The following is a 15,656-nucleotide window of genomic DNA, read 5'->3' as shown; positions in this document are numbered from 1 at the left end:
GGCGGAGACTCTCAGGCGGAGACGGGAGTGCGGTTCGCCAGGCGCCACGACGAGGGGGTCTGCCCGGTGCGTCGTCGGAACGCCCGGCTGAACCCCTCGTCGGAGGCGTAGCCCAGCTCGCGGGAGATGTCCGACACGCTGCGTCCGGTCTCGAGCATCCGCTTGGCCGCGTCGACCCGCACCTCGGTGACGTAGTCGGCGGGCGAGCGGCCGACGGCGGTGCGGAACCGCTCGGCGAAGGTCGAGCGCGACATGGCGCCGATTCCGGCGAGGCGCTCGACGGTCCAGTCGCGGCCCGGTTCCTCGCGGATGGCGTCGACGACGCGATCGAGGAACGGGTCGTTCGACAGCGAGGGCCATCCCGCCGGGGCGCAGCCGTTCGCCGCCCAGGCGCGGATGACCGAGAGGAGAACGGTCGTCGCCATCATGCGGCAGATCACAGGGTCGCCCTGGCGAACCGGGCACGCGCCGGGGTCCACCAGTCCCATGTTCTCGGCGAGCGCGGCCGCCGCCGGTTCGAGTGCGTCGAATCCGGTGACGGTGAGGAACGGCGGCAGGAGGGCGGGCAGGGGCGAGGCCGCATCCGCGAATTCGAGGTCGACGACCATGAGGCTCGCATCATCATCGGCTTCGAGTGCGAACGGGGTTCCGCCGAGGGTGAGGAAGGCGTCGCCGGCGACGAGCAGGTCGCGGCGGATCTGCGGGTCGAGCACGATGCGTCGCGAGTCGGGGTCGACGTCGAGCCGGCAGCCGTCACCGAGGGGTGGATGCCCGTGCACGCTGCCCTGCGCGATGTACACGAGGGTGATGGATCCGGCGGGTATCGGCAGCAGAGAACCGGCCGCGATGGTCGTGCGCCGCGCGACACCGACGCGCAGGTCGACGGCGCCGAGCACGTGCGAGAGCGCGTCCGCATCCACTGTCACCATGCCTTCGGCAACGTCGACGCGTGGCGTCCTATTCCGAACTCGAGCTCCTCGAATCGTGAAACGGGTCGCATCGAGCTGACGTCCTCAACCATTCGGTTGATTCGGAGGAGGCGACCGCCGGATACGGTGGAAGGACACCACCCGAGGAGTACCGTGTTCCGCACCCCCGACCGCCTGTTCCGAGTTCTCGCGATCGCGGAGGCGATCACCTGGACGATCCTGATCGCCGCGATCATCGCCCGCGCCGTCGGCGCCCCGGGGGTCGTGGTGACCGTGGGCGGAGGCATCCACGGGTTCGTCTTCCTGTCGTATGCGGCGACCGCGATCCTGGTCGCGCTGAATCAGCGCTGGCACGTCGGCGTCGGTGTTCTCGCCGTCGCCAGCGCCGTCGTCCCGTACGCGACGATCCCGACCGAGATCTGGCTGCATCGCACCGGACGACTCACTGGCGAGTGGCGTCTGGAGGCGACGGATGACCCGCGCGATCGCCGCTGGTACGACCGGCTGATGCGGTGGTTCCTGCAGCGGCCGTGGGTCCTCGCGCTGCTGCTGGTCGTCGGCATCGTCGCGCTGTACGTCATCCTGCTGCTGGTGGGTCCCCCCGGCGGCAAATGACTCCATGCCGCCGCGAGTTCCGCGCGGTCAGGGCGTGACGACGACCGCGTTCTCCTCGTTGATCGCGGCCATCGTCGACTCTGCGTCCGCGGCGGTGCAGTCCACGATCACGTACAGGCCCACCCCGGTCTGGGTGAACGCGCGTGCGGCCATGAGCCAGGTGCGGCTGCCGTCCACACCGACGACCTGACGCGTCTCGACGCCTCCGTTCCCGCCGGCCATGTAGCTGAACTCTCCGGTGGTCGCGATCGGGGTGATGTCGGCCGTCGGTGTCTGCAGCAGCACGCCGAGGATCGCATCGGACGACGCGCTGTCGTCTCCGGCGACCAGGGGCACGTCGGTCGTGTGCCCCTGCCAGAACCGCGCGGTGCAGGTGCCGTCGACCGTGCCGTAGGTCCAGCCGCCGTTGCCGTCGTCGGGTGAGACGATCTTCCATCCTTCGTCGACCACGAGGCCGTCGCCCCACTCGATGTAGGCGTCGCCTGCGAGATCGAGTCCTTCGGCGAAGGTCAGCGTCGCGCCGGGCGACTCGTCGAGGGGCGCGTCGGTCTCCGCGCTCGGCGATGGGATATCGGACGGAGCGTCGGAGGGGGAACCTGCGGGGATCTGCGCGTACAGGCATCCGCTCAGTGACAGGACGGCCAGGGCGGCGATCGCGGTGCTGGCCAGGCGCAAGGGAATCGAGGAGGTGCGCGTCATGCCGGTCAGCCTAGTCCCGGTCCCGGACGGCCGTTCAGTGGGCGGTGGCGACGCCGACCGAGTCGTGCACGATCACCGCGGCGACCCGAGCCCCGGCCCCCGCCGCGACGATGAGCTGCTGCGGACCGGGAGCCGCAGCATCCCCCGCGGCGTAGAGCCCCGGCACGTCGGTGCGACCGGAGCGGTCGGTGAGCAGGTGTCCGGCATCGTCCAGCGCCGGCGTGATCCCGTCGAGGAACGACAGCGTGCTCTCCCACTCGGGTCGCACGAAGCCTCCGTCGACGGTGAGCTCGGTGCCGTCGGCGAGGCGGATGGCTTCCAGGCGTCCCCGCTCGCCCACGAGCTCGACGATGGGGTCCCGGCGCACGGCGATGCCCACGGCGGCGAGCTCGACCTCCTCTTCCGCGGTCACGGCGTCCGCACCGTGCGTGAACACGATGAGGCTCTCGGTCCAGCGTCCGATGAGTCGTGCGCGATCGGCGATGTCCGGCGTCTCGCCGATCAGGGCGAGGTGGCGGCCCTGCAGCTCCCACGCGTCGCATGCGGCACAGCTGAACAGGCTCATGCCGTAGTAGCCGCGCAGGTTCGGGACGTCGGGGAGCGTCTCGCGCAGCCCGGTGGCCAGCAGCACAGCTCGGGCGGTCACGGTCGTCTCGGCTTCCCGTCGTCCGATGTCGGCCGCGAAACCGCCGGTCGTCGAGCGGAGCGCGGCGACCCGCGTCCGCGATCTCACCTCGACGTTCGGGTAGGCCGCCAGCTCGTCCCTGGCGAGGCGGCGCAGCTCCTGGGGCGGGATGCCGTCACGGGTCAGGAATCCGTGCGATCGCAGCGTCGCCGCATTGCGAGGACGATCGGCATCGATCACGAGCACGCGTGCGAGCGCGCGGCCGAGGTTGAGCGCGGCGGAGAGGCCGGCCGGTCCGCCGCCCACGATGAGCACGTCGTAGTCGGCACGCTCGTTCATGCCAGGGGCCGGTGATGTCATCCGCAGGTCCTTCCGAGAAAGGGGCGGGTCCATCGCACGGCGTCTGCCGAGGCGACGCCGCCGGGCGGCCCGTAAGGCGCGCCTTACTCTCATCCTGCCATTGTTCGACGGGCTGCGACCCGCGTGGCGGTCGATGCCGGCCGCGACGCGGGTCGGTGTCCTCCGGTCCGACCTAGCCGCGCCGCACGGGCTGCTGCAGTTCGGTGACCCAGTCGGACTGGTCGTCGGAGACGGCGCGCACGTACAGCTCGCGGCAGGGACCGTCGTGCACCAGGCCGCGGGCGAAGATCTCGGTGTGGATCGCATGCCAGCTCTCGGCGATGTGGTCCATCGAGCCGAGATGGATGCCGCACACGGCCTCATCCGCCGCCGGGAGCTCGATGATCTCGAACCCGTCCTGGGCGGGTCCGGCGTAGGCGTACCCGACGATGACCTGCAGGCCGTCGTCGAGGGTCTCGTACTCGGCGATCGGGGTGGACAGGGAGTGCGCGTCGCCGATGATCTCCGCCACGGCGTCGAAGGCGGGTCCGACCACTCCCGCGACCGCCGGCTGGTCGGGGACGACCGTGCGGATGGCCGCGAGGCGGACGGTGGGGAGGGGCTTGTCGATGATCTCGATCTGGGACATGTGCTGCTCTCTTTCGATCAGGTGGAGGCGCCTCTCCACGTCGACGAGTCTCTCCGCGGCGATCCGATGCTCCTGCTCGACCTCTGCGCGACGGATCCGCAGCAGGGCGGCGATGCGCCCGGCATCGACACCGCGTTCGAGGATCGCCGAGATGTCATCGAGCCCGAAGCCCAGCTGGCGCAGGGCGACGATCCGGTGCAGTCTTTCCAGCTGCGAGGGATCGTAGGAGCGGTATCCGCTGAACTCGTCCACGTGGGCGGGCACGAGCAGGCCGGCGGTGTCCCAATGCCGGAGCATCCGGTGGGTCACCTGGCCGATCTGCGCGAACGCTCCGATGGACAACATGTCTCAGTTCTCCCGTCTGCCACTGTGTCAGAGTCAAGTATCGCGGTGGGTGCGGGCGGATGCTCGGCGCGCTCACGTCGGCGCGCTAACGTCGACGGGTGGACGAAGAGGTGCTGGTCGGCGGGAATGCGAGCGGGGCCGTGGTGCGGATCGGCGACACGGTGCGCAAGCCATGGTCGGACGCCACCCCCAGCGTCAGCGGCTTCGTGGCCGCCCTGCGGGCAGAGGGCGTCAATGCGCCGGAGCCGCGGGGACGGGACGCGCAGGGGCGGCAGGTCGTCGAGTTCGTGCCGGGAGAGCTGGCGATCGCAGGTGCTCCGCTGACGGCGAGCGAACTGCGCCGCGTCGGATCGATGATCCGTGAGATCCACGACGCAAGCGCCCGATACGTGCCGGAGGCCGGAGCCGTGTGGCGGACGGCGATCCCCGCGCCCGCCGCCGAGCTCGTGTGTCACAACGACCTCGCGCCCTGGAACCTCATCACCGGAGACCGTTGGGTCTTCATCGACTGGGATGCCGCCGCACCGAGCACCCGCCTCTGGGACCTCGCGTACGCGGCGCAGGCGTTCGCCCTGTCCGATGGCGAACGGGCGCCGGAGCATGCGGCCGTCGATCTCGCGGCGCTCGTGGACGGATACGGTGCGGATGGCCCCATGCGCCGTGACCTGCCTCGAGCGATGGAGGAGCGGACGGCGGCGATGCTCGCGCTGCTGGAGGGGGCGCACGCGACCGGCGACGAGCCGTGGGCGTCGATGTACGCGAGCGGCCATGGCGACCACTGGGCGAAGGCGCTGCGATACGTGCGAGAGCACCGTGCGGTGTGGGTGCGGTCGCTCGACGGGGCCTGAGCTCGGCGTGCTCGCGGTGCGCCTTCCGCGGTGTCGGCTGCATTCCGGTATTTCGTTTTAGCTCGCTGATCTGGCCCTTTCAATGTCGGTGGCCCCTGGTTCACTGAAGGTATGACGGCACTGGCGGATGCGACTCTCGAACAGGTGGGTGCGCTCGCCGCGCTCACCGAGATGCTCGTCGAGGTCGAACGCACGATCGGCAGCCTCCAGGCCGCCCGCGACGGCATCCTCGCTCTGGGGTCCCGGCTCGCGCTCGAGGTCGCCGCGCAGGCGGAGCATCCCGATCACGGCGAGATGTCGGCGCGCACCGTGGCCGCGGAGTTCGCCACTGCCCTGCGCGTGAGCGACCGCACGGTGCAGCGCCGCATGGCGGATGCGGCGTGGGTCGTGGATCGGTTTCCCCTGGTGTGGGAAGCACAGGGCGCCGGCCGCATCAGCGCGGCGCACGCCAGGGTCATCTGCGAAGCCGGCGAGCATCTCGACGAGGCGGCGGGCCGCGATGCCTACGCGACGCAGATGATCGCCTTCGCGGAGAGCGAGTCTCCTGGCAGGGTCGCACGGATGGCGCGACGGGTCGCCGAACGGTTCCAGGCGCGATCGGTCGATCAGCGGCACGAGGATGCGCGGGAGCAGCGGTCCGTGTGGATCAAAGACGTCGACGACGGGATGACGCAGCTCGGGCTGCTCGGTCCCTCCGCGCTGGTCCACGGTGTCTTCGAGCGGCTGACGCAGATGGCCAAGGTCACGCAGGAGCAGCCGGTCGCGGAGGGGGTTGCGACCCCCGATGCGGAGGCGGATCCTCGCACCATCGCGCAGATCCGCGCCGACCTGGCCCTCGATCTGCTCCTGTCCGGCGCACCGGCAGGACATGACGCGCCCGAGGGGCTCCTCGCGGCGATCCGCGGATCGGTGTCGATCACCGTTCCCGTCACGACCCTGATGGGAAGCGACACGACCCCGGCTGAGCTGAACGGCCGGACCCCGATCGACGCGGCGACCGCCCGCAGGTTGGCCGGCGCGGCATCCGGGTGGGATCGGATCCTCACCCACCCCCTCACCGGGGCCCTCCTCGCGGTCGACCGCTATCGTCCGAGTTCCGACCTGAAGCGGCACCTGAGCGCCAGAGATCAGCGCTGCCGATTCCCCACCTGCGGGTATGCGTCCATCGACTGCGACGTCGATCATCATCACGATGCCGCTCTCGGGGGAGCCACCAGCGAATCGAACCTCGGGCACCTGTGCCGACGTCATCACGTGCTCAAACACCACTCGCCGTGGGCGGTCGAGCCCTCGGGCGGCGGGATCTACGCCTGGACCAGCCCGACCGGCAAGGTCTACATCGATCGGCCGCCGCCGCAGAACACCGTCACCTTCGCCGAGGATCAAGGGGTTCCGCCGTTCTGAGTGACGGTGCCGAGCGACCGGTCTGAGTGGCCGCGCTGATTCCCGGTGGTCATGATCGTCAAAGTTGAGTCAGTTCATATCAAGTTCATTTGACACCTCCGCAACCCCTCGTTACACTTGAGTCATCGCGACTCAGGTTTTCCTGATCGCCGCAGATTTCCGAACCACAACGAACTTCCAACAAAGGAGAGAACACATGGCACGTGCTGTCGGTATCGACCTCGGAACCACCAACTCCGTCGTCAGCGTCCTCGAGGGTGGCGAGCCCAAGGTCATCGCCAACGCCGAGGGCTTCCGCACGACCCCCTCGGTCGTGGCCTTCACCAAGGACGGGGAGGTGCTCGTCGGTGAGACCGCGAAGCGCCAGGCCGTCACCAACGTCGACCGGACGATCGCTTCCGTCAAGCGCCACATGGGCACCGACTGGAGCTTCGACGTCGACGGCAAGAAGTGGACGCCGCAGGAGATCTCCGCGCGCATCCTCATGAAGCTCAAGCGCGACGCCGAGGCGTACCTGGGTGACACGGTGACCGACGCGGTCATCACCGTCCCCGCGTACTTCAACGACGCCGAGCGTCAGGCCACCAAGGAGGCCGGCGAGATCTCGGGCCTCAACGTCCTGCGCATCATCAACGAGCCGACCGCGGCCGCTCTGGCCTACGGCCTCGACAAGGGCAAGGAAGACGAGCTCATCCTGGTCTTCGACCTGGGTGGCGGCACGTTCGACGTCTCGCTGCTCGAGGTGGGCAAGGACGACGACTTCTCCACGATCCAGGTGCGCTCGACCGCCGGCGACAACCGCCTCGGTGGAGACGACTGGGACCAGCGTCTCGTCGACTACCTGATCAAGCAGTTCAAGGAGACCACGGGCGTCGACGTCTCGGGTGACAAGATCGCCCTGCAGCGTCTCAAGGAGGCTGCGGAGCAGGCGAAGAAGGAACTCTCCTCCTCGACCTCCACCAGCATCAACCTGCCGTACCTGTCGCTGACCGAGTCCGGCCCGGTGTCGCTTTCCGAGACCATCACCCGCGCCAAGTTCGAGGACCTCACGAAGGACCTTCTCGACCGCACCAAGAAGCCGTTCGAGGATGTCATCCGCGAAGCCGGTATCAAGGTGTCCGAGATCGACCACATCGTGCTCGTCGGTGGATCGACGCGTATGCCTGCGGTCGCCGAGCTCGTCAAGCGCGAGACCGGCAAGGACGCGAACAAGGGTGTCAACCCGGATGAGGTCGTCGCCGTCGGCGCCGCTCTCCAGGCCGGTGTCCTGAAGGGTGAGCGCAAGGACGTTCTCCTCATCGACGTCACCCCCCTCAGCCTCGGTATCGAGACCAAGGGCGGCATGATGACCAAGCTCATCGAGCGCAACACGGCCATCCCGACCAAGCGCAGCGAGACCTTCACCACGGCAGACGACAACCAGCCGTCCGTCGCGATCCAGGTCTTCCAGGGCGAGCGTGACTTCACGCGCGACAACAAGCCGCTCGGCACGTTCGAGCTGACGGGTATCGCTCCGGCTCCCCGTGGCATCCCGCAGATCGAGGTCACCTTCGACATCGATGCCAACGGCATCGTGCACGTGTCCGCCAAGGACAAGGGCACCGGCACCGAGAAGTCGATCGTCATCTCCGGCGGCTCTTCGCTGTCGAAGGAAGACATCGAGCGCATGGTGCGCGAGGCCGAGGAGCACGCGGCTGAGGACAAGGCGCGTCGTGAGGCCGCCGAGGTCCGCAACCAGGCCGAGACGCTCGCGTACTCGATCGACAAGCTGATCACCGAGAACGACGACAAGCTGCCCGAAGACGTGAAGACCGAGGTCAAGGCCGACGTCGACGCGCTCAAGACGGCGCTGGCCGGCGAAGACGACGAGGCCGTGAAGACCGCATTCGACAAGCTCAACCAGTCGCAGTCCAAGCTCGGCGAGGCCATCTACGCCTCCTCCCAGGCGGATGCCGCTTCCGGCGCTTCGGCTGACGGCGAGGCCCCGGCCGGTGACGCTCCCTCCTCCGAGGAAGACGTCATCGACGCCGAGGTCGTCGACGACGAGGACGAGAAGAAGTAATCATGACGGACAAGAACTTCGACGAGAACCAGTTTCCTGAGTCCGCCGAAGGTCGCAGCGAGGGGTCGGATGCTCAGGCATCCGGCCCCGCGCCGCAGAACCCGGACTCCACCGAGGCGAAGGCTGCCGAGGGGTCGGACGAGACCCCTGTCGACGGCGCCCCCGACGACCTCACGGTCGACGACATCCTCGGAGCGACGCAGACCGGCGAAGCCGCGGCGGAAGACGCCGTGCTCGCCGACCTCGAATCCACGCTGCTGAACGACCTCAAGCGCCTCCAGGCCGAGTACGCCAACTACCGTCGCCGCACCGAGGAGCAGCGCCAGGTCGAGATCGAGCGCGCGAAGGGCGAGGCCGCCAAGGGCCTGGTCCCCGTGCTCGATGACCTCGACCGCGCGGCTCAGCACGGTGATCTGGTGGAGGGCACGCCCTTCGCCGTGATCGCCGACAAGGTGCGCACGGTCGTGGAGCGTCTCGGAGTGGTCGCGTACGGCGCGAAGGGCGAGGAATTCGACCCGCAGCGCCACGAGGCCATCTTCCAGCAGCCGACCCCCGGCGCCGAGAAGACCACGATCCTCGAGGTCGTCGAGGTGGGCTACCGCCTCGGAGACGTCGAGCTGCGTCCCGCGAAGGTCGTCGTCGCTGTCCCGGAAGGGTAGGTGATCGATGGCCAGCCAGGATTGGTTCGACAAGGACTTCTACAAGACCCTCGGGGTCTCCAAGGACGTCAGTGATGCGGATCTGAAGAAGACGTATCGCAAGCTCGCGCGGAAGTACCACCCGGACTCCAATCAGGGTGATGCCACGGCCGAGGCGAAGTTCAAGGAGATCAGCGAGGCCTACTCGGTTCTCTCCGACGCCGAACAGCGCAAGGAGTACGACGAGATCCGCGCCATGGGTTCCGGCGCCCGCTTCACAGCGGGTGGCCAGGGCGCCGGCGGCTTCGAAGACGTGTTCAGCCGGTTCGGCCAGCAGGGTCGAGGGCAGACCGCGGACTTCGAGGACATCTTCGCGATGTTCAACCAGGGTCAGGGCGCGAGCTTCGGCAACGGACGCTTCGGGCAGCCGAGCGGCGGCTATCGCGGCTTCGGCGGTCCCCAGCGCGGTGCCGACGTCACGGCGCGCACCACGCTCGACTTCGCCACCGCCGTGCAGGGCGAGACCATCTCCCTGCAGGGCGAAGACGGCAAGCCGTTCAAGGTGAAGATCCCCGCGGGTGTGGCGGACGGGCAGAAGATCCGTCTGCGCGGTCGTGGCCGGCCCTCGCCCGACGGCGGGGAGAGCGGAGACATCGTGGTGCAGATCACGGTGCGTCCGCACCCGGTCTTCACCCGCGACGGCCTCAACCTGCGCGTCGTGGTGCCGGTGACGTTCACCGAGGCGACTCTCGGCGCGACCATCGAGGTCCCCACTCTCGGAGGTGACGTGGTCAAGCTCCGCGTCGCACCCGGCACCCCCTCCGGGCGGGTGCTGCGGGTCAAGGGCCGTGGCGTCGCGACATCGAAGGGCACGGGCGATCTGCTCGCCGAGCTCCAGGTCGCGGTGCCGACGCACCTCGACGAGGCCGCACGTGCGGCGCTCGAGGAGTTCCAGAAGCTCGAGCCGCAGGAGAACCCGCGGGCCGAGCTGATGGCGAAGGCGCGGCGATGAGCAGTCGTCGAAGCGGGCACCGGGGGCGGAGGCGTTCATGATGAATGCTGACACCCCGGTGTTCGCGATCGCGGCCGCCGCCGAGCTCTCCGGCCTTCATCCCCAGACGCTGCGGCAGTACGACCGCATCGGACTCGTCGTCCCCGGACGCACTTCCGGCGGTTCGCGACGGTACTCGCCCCGGAACATCGAGCAGCTGCGCGAGGTCGCTCAGCTCTCCTCCGAAGGCGTGAGCCTCCCCGCGATCGCTCGTCTGCTCGACCTCGAAGACGAGAACAGGGCGCTGCGCAACCGCATCGCCGTGCTCGAGAGTGCGTTGCGCACCGAGCGCGAGAGTCGTCCCGGAGTGCGCGTGTTCGCCGCGGGCTCCGCCGGCGTCGTGCCCATGCCGACCGGGCGGCGTCTGCGGCGCTCGACCGAAGTCGTGCTCTGGGACCCGCGGGGGAGCGCCTAGGTCAAGCACCGCCGTGGTGTGTATCCTGTCAACAGTTAACAGGAGGTCACCATGACGCAGACCGTCACGCGCGGAGAATCTCTCGGTGCCCAGGTGGCGCGGGTGCTGCGGCACCGCATCGTGCGCGGCGAACTCGCCCCGGGCGAACGCATCACCGAAGAGGCGCTGGCCGAGGAGTTCTCGGTCAGCCGCGGACCGGTGCGCGATGCCCTGACGCAGTTGAGCTTCGAGAAGCTCGTCGAGGTGCAGCGACCGCGCGGCGTATACATCGTCGGCCTCACGCACGACGACGTCGACCAGCTCTACAGCCTGCGTGGTGCGCTCGAGCAGCTCGCCCTCGCGCGGGCCATGCGCGTCGATGACGATGCGCGTTGGGCGGCGATGGCGGCGGCTGTCGAGCGCATGGGCGAGGCGGCGGACGCCGGCGACCACGCGGCTTTCGTCGCGGCCGATCTCGAGTTCCACTCGCAGATCTACGCGCTCGCCGACCATCCGCGTCTCGAGGGCGCATGGAACCAGTACCTTCCGACGTTCACTGCGCTGCTCGAAGTCACGATCAACCACGACGAAGACCTGCACGAGTCGTCGAGCGACCACGTCAAGCTCATGGACGTGATGCGCAGCGGCACGCCGACCCAGGCTGCCAAGGTGCTGACGGAGCACCTGGACGGCGCCCGCGAGCGCATGCTGAGCGAGATCGCCGCCCGCGACTGAGCGAGCCTTTCCCGCATGAAGGCGATACGGGCACGCTTCAGTGTTGACTGTTAACAGTCAACACTGCTACGGTCAGGATGTCGACAACAGGGTCGACCCACGTAGAGGAGCAAAGATGCCCCGCAAGCGCATCACCCGGGCGGCTGCCGCGATCGCCGCCCTCGCAGCCACCGCTCTCATCGTCTCGGCCTGCACCAAGGTCGAAGAGGGCGAGGAAACCGGATCGGCGTTCCCCGAGAACGACATCCGACTCATCATCCAGGCGAACCCCGGCGGAGGGTCCGACCTGTCCTCGCGCGCGCTCGCCACGGAGCTGGAGAAGATCCTCGGCATCAGCGTCATCCCGGAGAACATGCCCGGTGCTGCCGGAGCCCTCGCCATGGAGTACGTGGGCGCGCAGGATCCCGACGGCTACGTCATCGGCTTCGCCCCCGTCGAGATCGCGATGCTCAACACCACGCAGAGCGCGAACGTGCTGCCGGAGGACTTCGACCTGCTCGGCCAGATCATGCTGGCCCCCGGCGTGGTCACAGTCGGTGCGAACAGTGGCATCGAGACGCTGGAAGACCTCGTCAGCCAGGCGAAGTCCGGCGCGGTCACGGTCGCCAATTCCGGTGCCGGCTCCATCTGGGAGGCCGCGACCATCGGACTCGGCGACGCGACTGCGGCCGACTTCACCCCGGTGCCCTACGACGGCGGTGCGACCGCCGTCGCGGCCGCAGCCTCCGGCGAGACGGTCGCTGCGGTCTCGGGACTCGGCGAGGCTCTCGCGCAGGGCGAGGCCGTGCGCATCCTGGCCGTCATGAATGATGTGCGCCACCCCGACGCAGAAGACGTCGAGACCGTCGAAGAGGCCATCGGTGAAGACGTGGTCTTCGGCGGCTGGGGCGGCATCTACGCCCCCAAGGGTCTGCCCGATGACGTGAAGTCGACCCTCGAGGCCGCGGTCAAGAAGGCCGTCGACTCCGACAGCTACCAGAAGTTCCAGGCTGATGCCGGGAACCTGGTCGTCTACCGCGACTCCGCCGAGTGGACCACGTTCGTCGACGAGCAGTTCGACCTGTTCAAGGATCTCCTGGGTTGAGAACACTGCGGGGCCGGTGCAGACCGGCCCCGCAGCTGTTCCCCTTCGATGAAAGAAGGAGCATGATGTCCACCCCCGACACCGCGGCGCAACCGGCGGGCCACGACGATCCAGCCGGCGAGTATCAGGGCGCGCCCGCATCGCGACCGCTCGAGATCGTCTTCGCGGTCGTCGCCCTGGCGTTCACCGCCGGTTACCTCTTCCTCTCCACGCAGATCCCGCTGCGCCGAGAGGCCGCCCCCGGGCAGATCGACGCCCGCTTCTGGCCCCTCGTCATCGGGGTCACCGGGGTCGTCATCGCCATCGCGCTGCTCGCCGTCGCGGTCACCCGTCCCGCTCCGACCCGCGAGGACCTCGAGCGCATCCAGCCCGGCGGCTACCTCCGCGTCATCGCCACGCTCGCGATCACCGGCGCCTTCATCGCGCTGTGGTCGCTGGGCTCCGTCATCCTCTTCGGCTACCGCATCGAGGTCTTCCCGATCGCCGCCGCCCTGCTGATGGCCGCCCTCATGCTCCTCTACGGCCACCGCCGTTGGTTGAGCCTGATCATCTACTCCGCCTCCGTCACGGCGTTCGTCTACGTCGTGTTCGGGATGCTCCTGAGGATCCCCCTGTGAACGCGCTCATGGAGGGGCTGAACTCGCTCCTCGACATCTCGATCCTGCTCTACATGCTCGTCGGCCTCGTGCTCGGCTTCATGGTCGGAGCTTTCCCCGGCATCACCGCGACCATGGCCGTCGCGCTCGCTGCCGGCTTCACGATGACCCTCGAGCCCGTGCAGGGCCTCGCCGTGCTGCTGACGATCTACGTCGCGGCGAACTTCGGCGATCGGGTGCCGTCGATCCTCATCAACACCCCGGGGACCCCCGCGTCCATCGCCACCACCCTCGACGGGTATCCGATGGCGAAACAGGGCAGGGCGGGTCTCGCGCTCACCATCTCCGCGATCGTCTCGGCCGTCGGCATCCTGGCCTCGCTCGTGCTGTTCGCGGTCGCCGCGGTGCCGATCGCCAGCTTCGCCCGCGACTACTTCAAGTCGCCCGAGCTGTTCGCGCTGGTGGTCTTCGGCATCGCGATCATGATCGGCATCTCGTCGAAGTCGATGCTCAAGGGCATCCTCGCCGGACTCTTCGGCCTCATGCTCGGCAGCGTCGGCACGTACGCGGCCACCGCCGATCAGCGTTTCACCTTCGGGGTGCTCGAACTCGTCGAGGGCGTCAACTTCATCGCCGTGATCATCGGGCTGTTCGGCATCGCCGAGCTGTTCGACCAACTGCTCACGCATCGGAAGTCGGTCGTGCGCCCGATCTCGAGCCTCGGACGCTGGTGGCCGAACCGCGCCGAGCTGAAGCAGAGCGGGCGTGCGACCGCGGTCGGCGGCGCCGTCGGACTCGGCGTCGGGCTCATCCCCGCGGCCGGCGGCGACATCGCCGGACTCATCGGATGGGAGCGGGCGCGCAAGGCGTCGAAGCATCCCGAGATGTTCGGCAAGGGATCGATCGAGGGTGTCGCCGCTTCCGACACCGCCTCGAGCGCCACGCTGGGCGGATCGCTCACCACGACCATGGCGCTCGGCATCCCGGGCGACTCGGTGATGGCCGTGATGATCGGCTCCATGATCATCTGGGGCATCACGCCGGGCCCCACCCTGTTCACCAACCGTCCCGACCTGGTCGTCTCGATCGTGGGCATCATGCTGATCGCGACGATCCTCTCGCTCGGCCTGAGCCTGGTGCGCATGAAGGGCATGGTGAAGCTGCTCGACGTGCCGCAGCCGTACCTGTGGAGCGGCATCCTGATCTTCTGCATCATCGGCACCTATGCCACCTCGAACAGCCTCTCGACCGTCGTGACGATGCTCGTGTTCGGCGTGATCGGCGTGATGCTCAAGCGCATGCAGGTGCCGGCGGGTCCCATCGTCCTCGGACTGCTGCTCGGTCCGCTCGCCGAGGAGAACCTCGCCCGCACGCTGGCGATCCTGCCCACGCGTCCGTTCTTCGAGGTCGTCAGCCCCATCGCGCTCGTGCTGCTCGCACTCGCGGTGCTCTCGATCGTGATGCCGGCGATCCGCGCCGCCCGCCGCCCCCGTGCCGAGCGCGCCTCGCTCGCGGACTCGATCCTGCACGACGACAGCATCGAGCAGATCGAGAAGGCGCACGACGAGCTCGCCGCCCAGCCGGATCTGCTCACCTCCACCGTCCGCAACGTCGACGCCCCGCGGCGTCGTGCCCGTAAGCCCCGCAAGAACTCCGAGGAGACCGAGAAGTGACCCGCTACGACATCCTGACCGCCGTGCCCACCGCGTTCCACCGCGACGGCGCCCTCGACATCGAGGGTTCGCGTGCGATCTTCCGATTCGTCGCCGACTCGGGCAACGAGGGGGCGTTCGTGCTCGGCACGACGGGGGAGTTCCCCGCGGTCGACGCCGACGAGTTCGCGGCCATCGTCGAAGCGGCGCTGGCCGAGCTGCAGCACCGCATGCGCGTGGTCGTGCACGTCGGGCGCCCCAGCACCTTCGAGGCCGTGCGGCTGACCCGTATCGCCCGCGAGCTGGGGGCCGTGGAGTTCGCCGCGCTGACGCCGTACTACCTGCGCGCGACGGATGAGGCGATCTTCGACTACTACCGCGCGGTGTCGGAGGCTGTCGGCGACGGGCGACTGTACGTCTACATCTACCCGGCTCGCAGTGGCAACCCGGTGTCGCCGGAGCTCCTCGTGCGGCTCGCCGAGCTGCCCAACGTCGTGGGGGCCAAGATCAGTGAACTCTCGCTCGCGGACATCGCCGCCTACCGTGCCGTCGTGCCGGCCGACTTCGATCTCTACACCGGCGCCGACCGCGACCTGATCGCCGCTGTCGAGGTCGGAGCGCAGGGCGTCGTCTCCGGAGTGTCGTCGGTCACGCCGAAGCCGTTCCGGGCTCTCGCTGATGCCGGGCGGTCGGGAGACGCGGCAGCCATCGTCGCCGCACAGGATGCGGTCGACGATGTGGTCGCGCTCATCGGCGGCGACATGGCGCGCATGAAGGAGGCGTACCGCGTGCTGGAGGTCGTCGACACGCACTGCCGCATGGCGATCGCGGAGCCGAGCGCCGCCGAGCGCATCGCCGTCGCCGAAGTAGTGGCCGCGCACCGGTGACACATCACCGGTGACAGGTCACAGGAGATGGAAATGTCCTCTTCCTAGCGTGGACGCAGGGAAAGCCCCTGCTCCGCGCCAGGCGCGCGGGTGTCCTGCCACGA

Annotated in this window: 16 protein-coding genes; 12 read left to right on the top strand and 4 right to left on the bottom strand. The window is 68.7% G+C overall.

Features of this window, described 5'->3' with window-relative positions:
- Positions 1-11 precede the first annotated feature (11 nt).
- Positions 12-929 carry a helix-turn-helix domain-containing protein gene (locus ACFVWL_RS05235; protein ID WP_387179419.1) on the bottom strand — a complete coding sequence of 306 codons (918 nt, stop codon included), beginning with the start codon at positions 927-929 and terminating at the stop codon, positions 12-14.
- 153 nt (positions 930-1,082) lie between these two features.
- Here ACFVWL_RS05235 and ACFVWL_RS05230 point away from each other — a divergent pair, with 153 nt between their 5' ends.
- Positions 1,083-1,544, top strand: coding sequence for a DUF3817 domain-containing protein (locus ACFVWL_RS05230; protein ID WP_387179416.1), 462 nt, complete (start codon positions 1,083-1,085; stop codon positions 1,542-1,544).
- Between the two features lie 27 nt (positions 1,545-1,571).
- Here ACFVWL_RS05230 and ACFVWL_RS05225 read toward each other — a convergent pair whose 3' ends face one another.
- The 3 genes from ACFVWL_RS05225 to ACFVWL_RS05215 all read right to left on the bottom strand — a co-directional run bounded on the left by ACFVWL_RS05225 (position 1,572) and on the right by ACFVWL_RS05215 (position 4,201).
- The gene (locus tag ACFVWL_RS05225) at positions 1,572-2,243 is read right to left on the bottom strand and encodes a hypothetical protein (protein WP_387179413.1); all 672 of its coding nucleotides are present in this window, start codon (positions 2,241-2,243) and stop codon (positions 1,572-1,574) included.
- Positions 2,244-2,277: 34 nt separating this feature from the next.
- Complete coding sequence (locus ACFVWL_RS05220; RefSeq protein ID WP_387179410.1) at positions 2,278-3,228, bottom strand: NAD(P)/FAD-dependent oxidoreductase; 951 nt, start codon at positions 3,226-3,228, stop codon at positions 2,278-2,280.
- Between the two features lie 172 nt (positions 3,229-3,400).
- Complete coding sequence (locus tag ACFVWL_RS05215) at positions 3,401-4,201, bottom strand: MerR family transcriptional regulator (RefSeq protein ID WP_387179407.1); 801 nt, start codon at positions 4,199-4,201, stop codon at positions 3,401-3,403.
- Positions 4,202-4,299: 98 nt separating this feature from the next.
- Here ACFVWL_RS05215 and ACFVWL_RS05210 point away from each other — a divergent pair, with 98 nt between their 5' ends.
- The 11 genes from ACFVWL_RS05210 to ACFVWL_RS05160 all read left to right on the top strand — a co-directional run bounded on the left by ACFVWL_RS05210 (position 4,300) and on the right by ACFVWL_RS05160 (position 15,552).
- Complete coding sequence (locus ACFVWL_RS05210; RefSeq protein ID WP_387179405.1) at positions 4,300-5,049, top strand: phosphotransferase; 750 nt, start codon at positions 4,300-4,302, stop codon at positions 5,047-5,049.
- A 111-nt stretch (positions 5,050-5,160) separates the two neighbouring features.
- Positions 5,161-6,453, top strand: coding sequence for a DUF222 domain-containing protein (locus ACFVWL_RS05205; protein ID WP_387179402.1), 1,293 nt, complete (start codon positions 5,161-5,163; stop codon positions 6,451-6,453).
- Between the two features lie 196 nt (positions 6,454-6,649).
- Positions 6,650-8,515, top strand: a complete 1,866-nt coding sequence (gene dnaK / locus ACFVWL_RS05200; RefSeq protein ID WP_387179399.1) for a molecular chaperone DnaK — start codon at positions 6,650-6,652, stop codon at positions 8,513-8,515.
- Between the two features lie 2 nt (positions 8,516-8,517).
- Positions 8,518-9,174, top strand: coding sequence for a nucleotide exchange factor GrpE (locus ACFVWL_RS05195; protein ID WP_387179396.1), 657 nt, complete (start codon positions 8,518-8,520; stop codon positions 9,172-9,174).
- A 7-nt stretch (positions 9,175-9,181) separates the two neighbouring features.
- Positions 9,182-10,165: a DnaJ C-terminal domain-containing protein gene (locus ACFVWL_RS05190; RefSeq protein WP_387179393.1), complete on the top strand. Its 984-nt coding sequence runs from the start codon at positions 9,182-9,184 to the stop codon at positions 10,163-10,165.
- 40 nt (positions 10,166-10,205) lie between these two features.
- Complete coding sequence (locus ACFVWL_RS05185) at positions 10,206-10,619, top strand: heat shock protein transcriptional repressor HspR (protein ID WP_200942459.1); 414 nt, start codon at positions 10,206-10,208, stop codon at positions 10,617-10,619.
- A gap of 51 nt (positions 10,620-10,670) precedes the next feature.
- Entirely contained in the window at positions 10,671-11,333 is a 663-nt protein-coding gene (locus tag ACFVWL_RS05180; protein WP_387179389.1) for a GntR family transcriptional regulator, read from the top strand.
- Between the two features lie 115 nt (positions 11,334-11,448).
- The gene (locus ACFVWL_RS05175; RefSeq protein WP_387179386.1) at positions 11,449-12,417 is read left to right on the top strand and encodes a tripartite tricarboxylate transporter substrate binding protein; all 969 of its coding nucleotides are present in this window, start codon (positions 11,449-11,451) and stop codon (positions 12,415-12,417) included.
- A 65-nt stretch (positions 12,418-12,482) separates the two neighbouring features.
- Positions 12,483-13,034: a tripartite tricarboxylate transporter TctB family protein gene (locus tag ACFVWL_RS05170; RefSeq protein WP_387179383.1), complete on the top strand. Its 552-nt coding sequence runs from the start codon at positions 12,483-12,485 to the stop codon at positions 13,032-13,034.
- Positions 13,031-14,686 (top strand): tripartite tricarboxylate transporter permease, encoded by a 1,656-nt coding sequence (locus ACFVWL_RS05165; RefSeq protein WP_387179381.1) that lies wholly within the window; start codon positions 13,031-13,033, stop codon positions 14,684-14,686. The genes ACFVWL_RS05170 and ACFVWL_RS05165 overlap by 4 nt, the downstream gene beginning before the upstream one ends.
- On the top strand, positions 14,683-15,552 hold the full coding sequence (locus ACFVWL_RS05160; RefSeq protein WP_387179379.1) for a dihydrodipicolinate synthase family protein: 870 nt from the start codon (positions 14,683-14,685) through the stop codon (positions 15,550-15,552). The genes ACFVWL_RS05165 and ACFVWL_RS05160 overlap by 4 nt, the downstream gene beginning before the upstream one ends.
- Positions 15,553-15,656: the final 104 nt, after the last annotated feature.

This window comes from Microbacterium sp. NPDC058269 (assembly GCF_042881445.1).
Taxonomy (GTDB): Bacteria; Actinomycetota; Actinomycetes; order Actinomycetales; family Microbacteriaceae; genus Microbacterium.
This window is presented reverse-complemented; position numbering and strand designations above follow the sequence as displayed.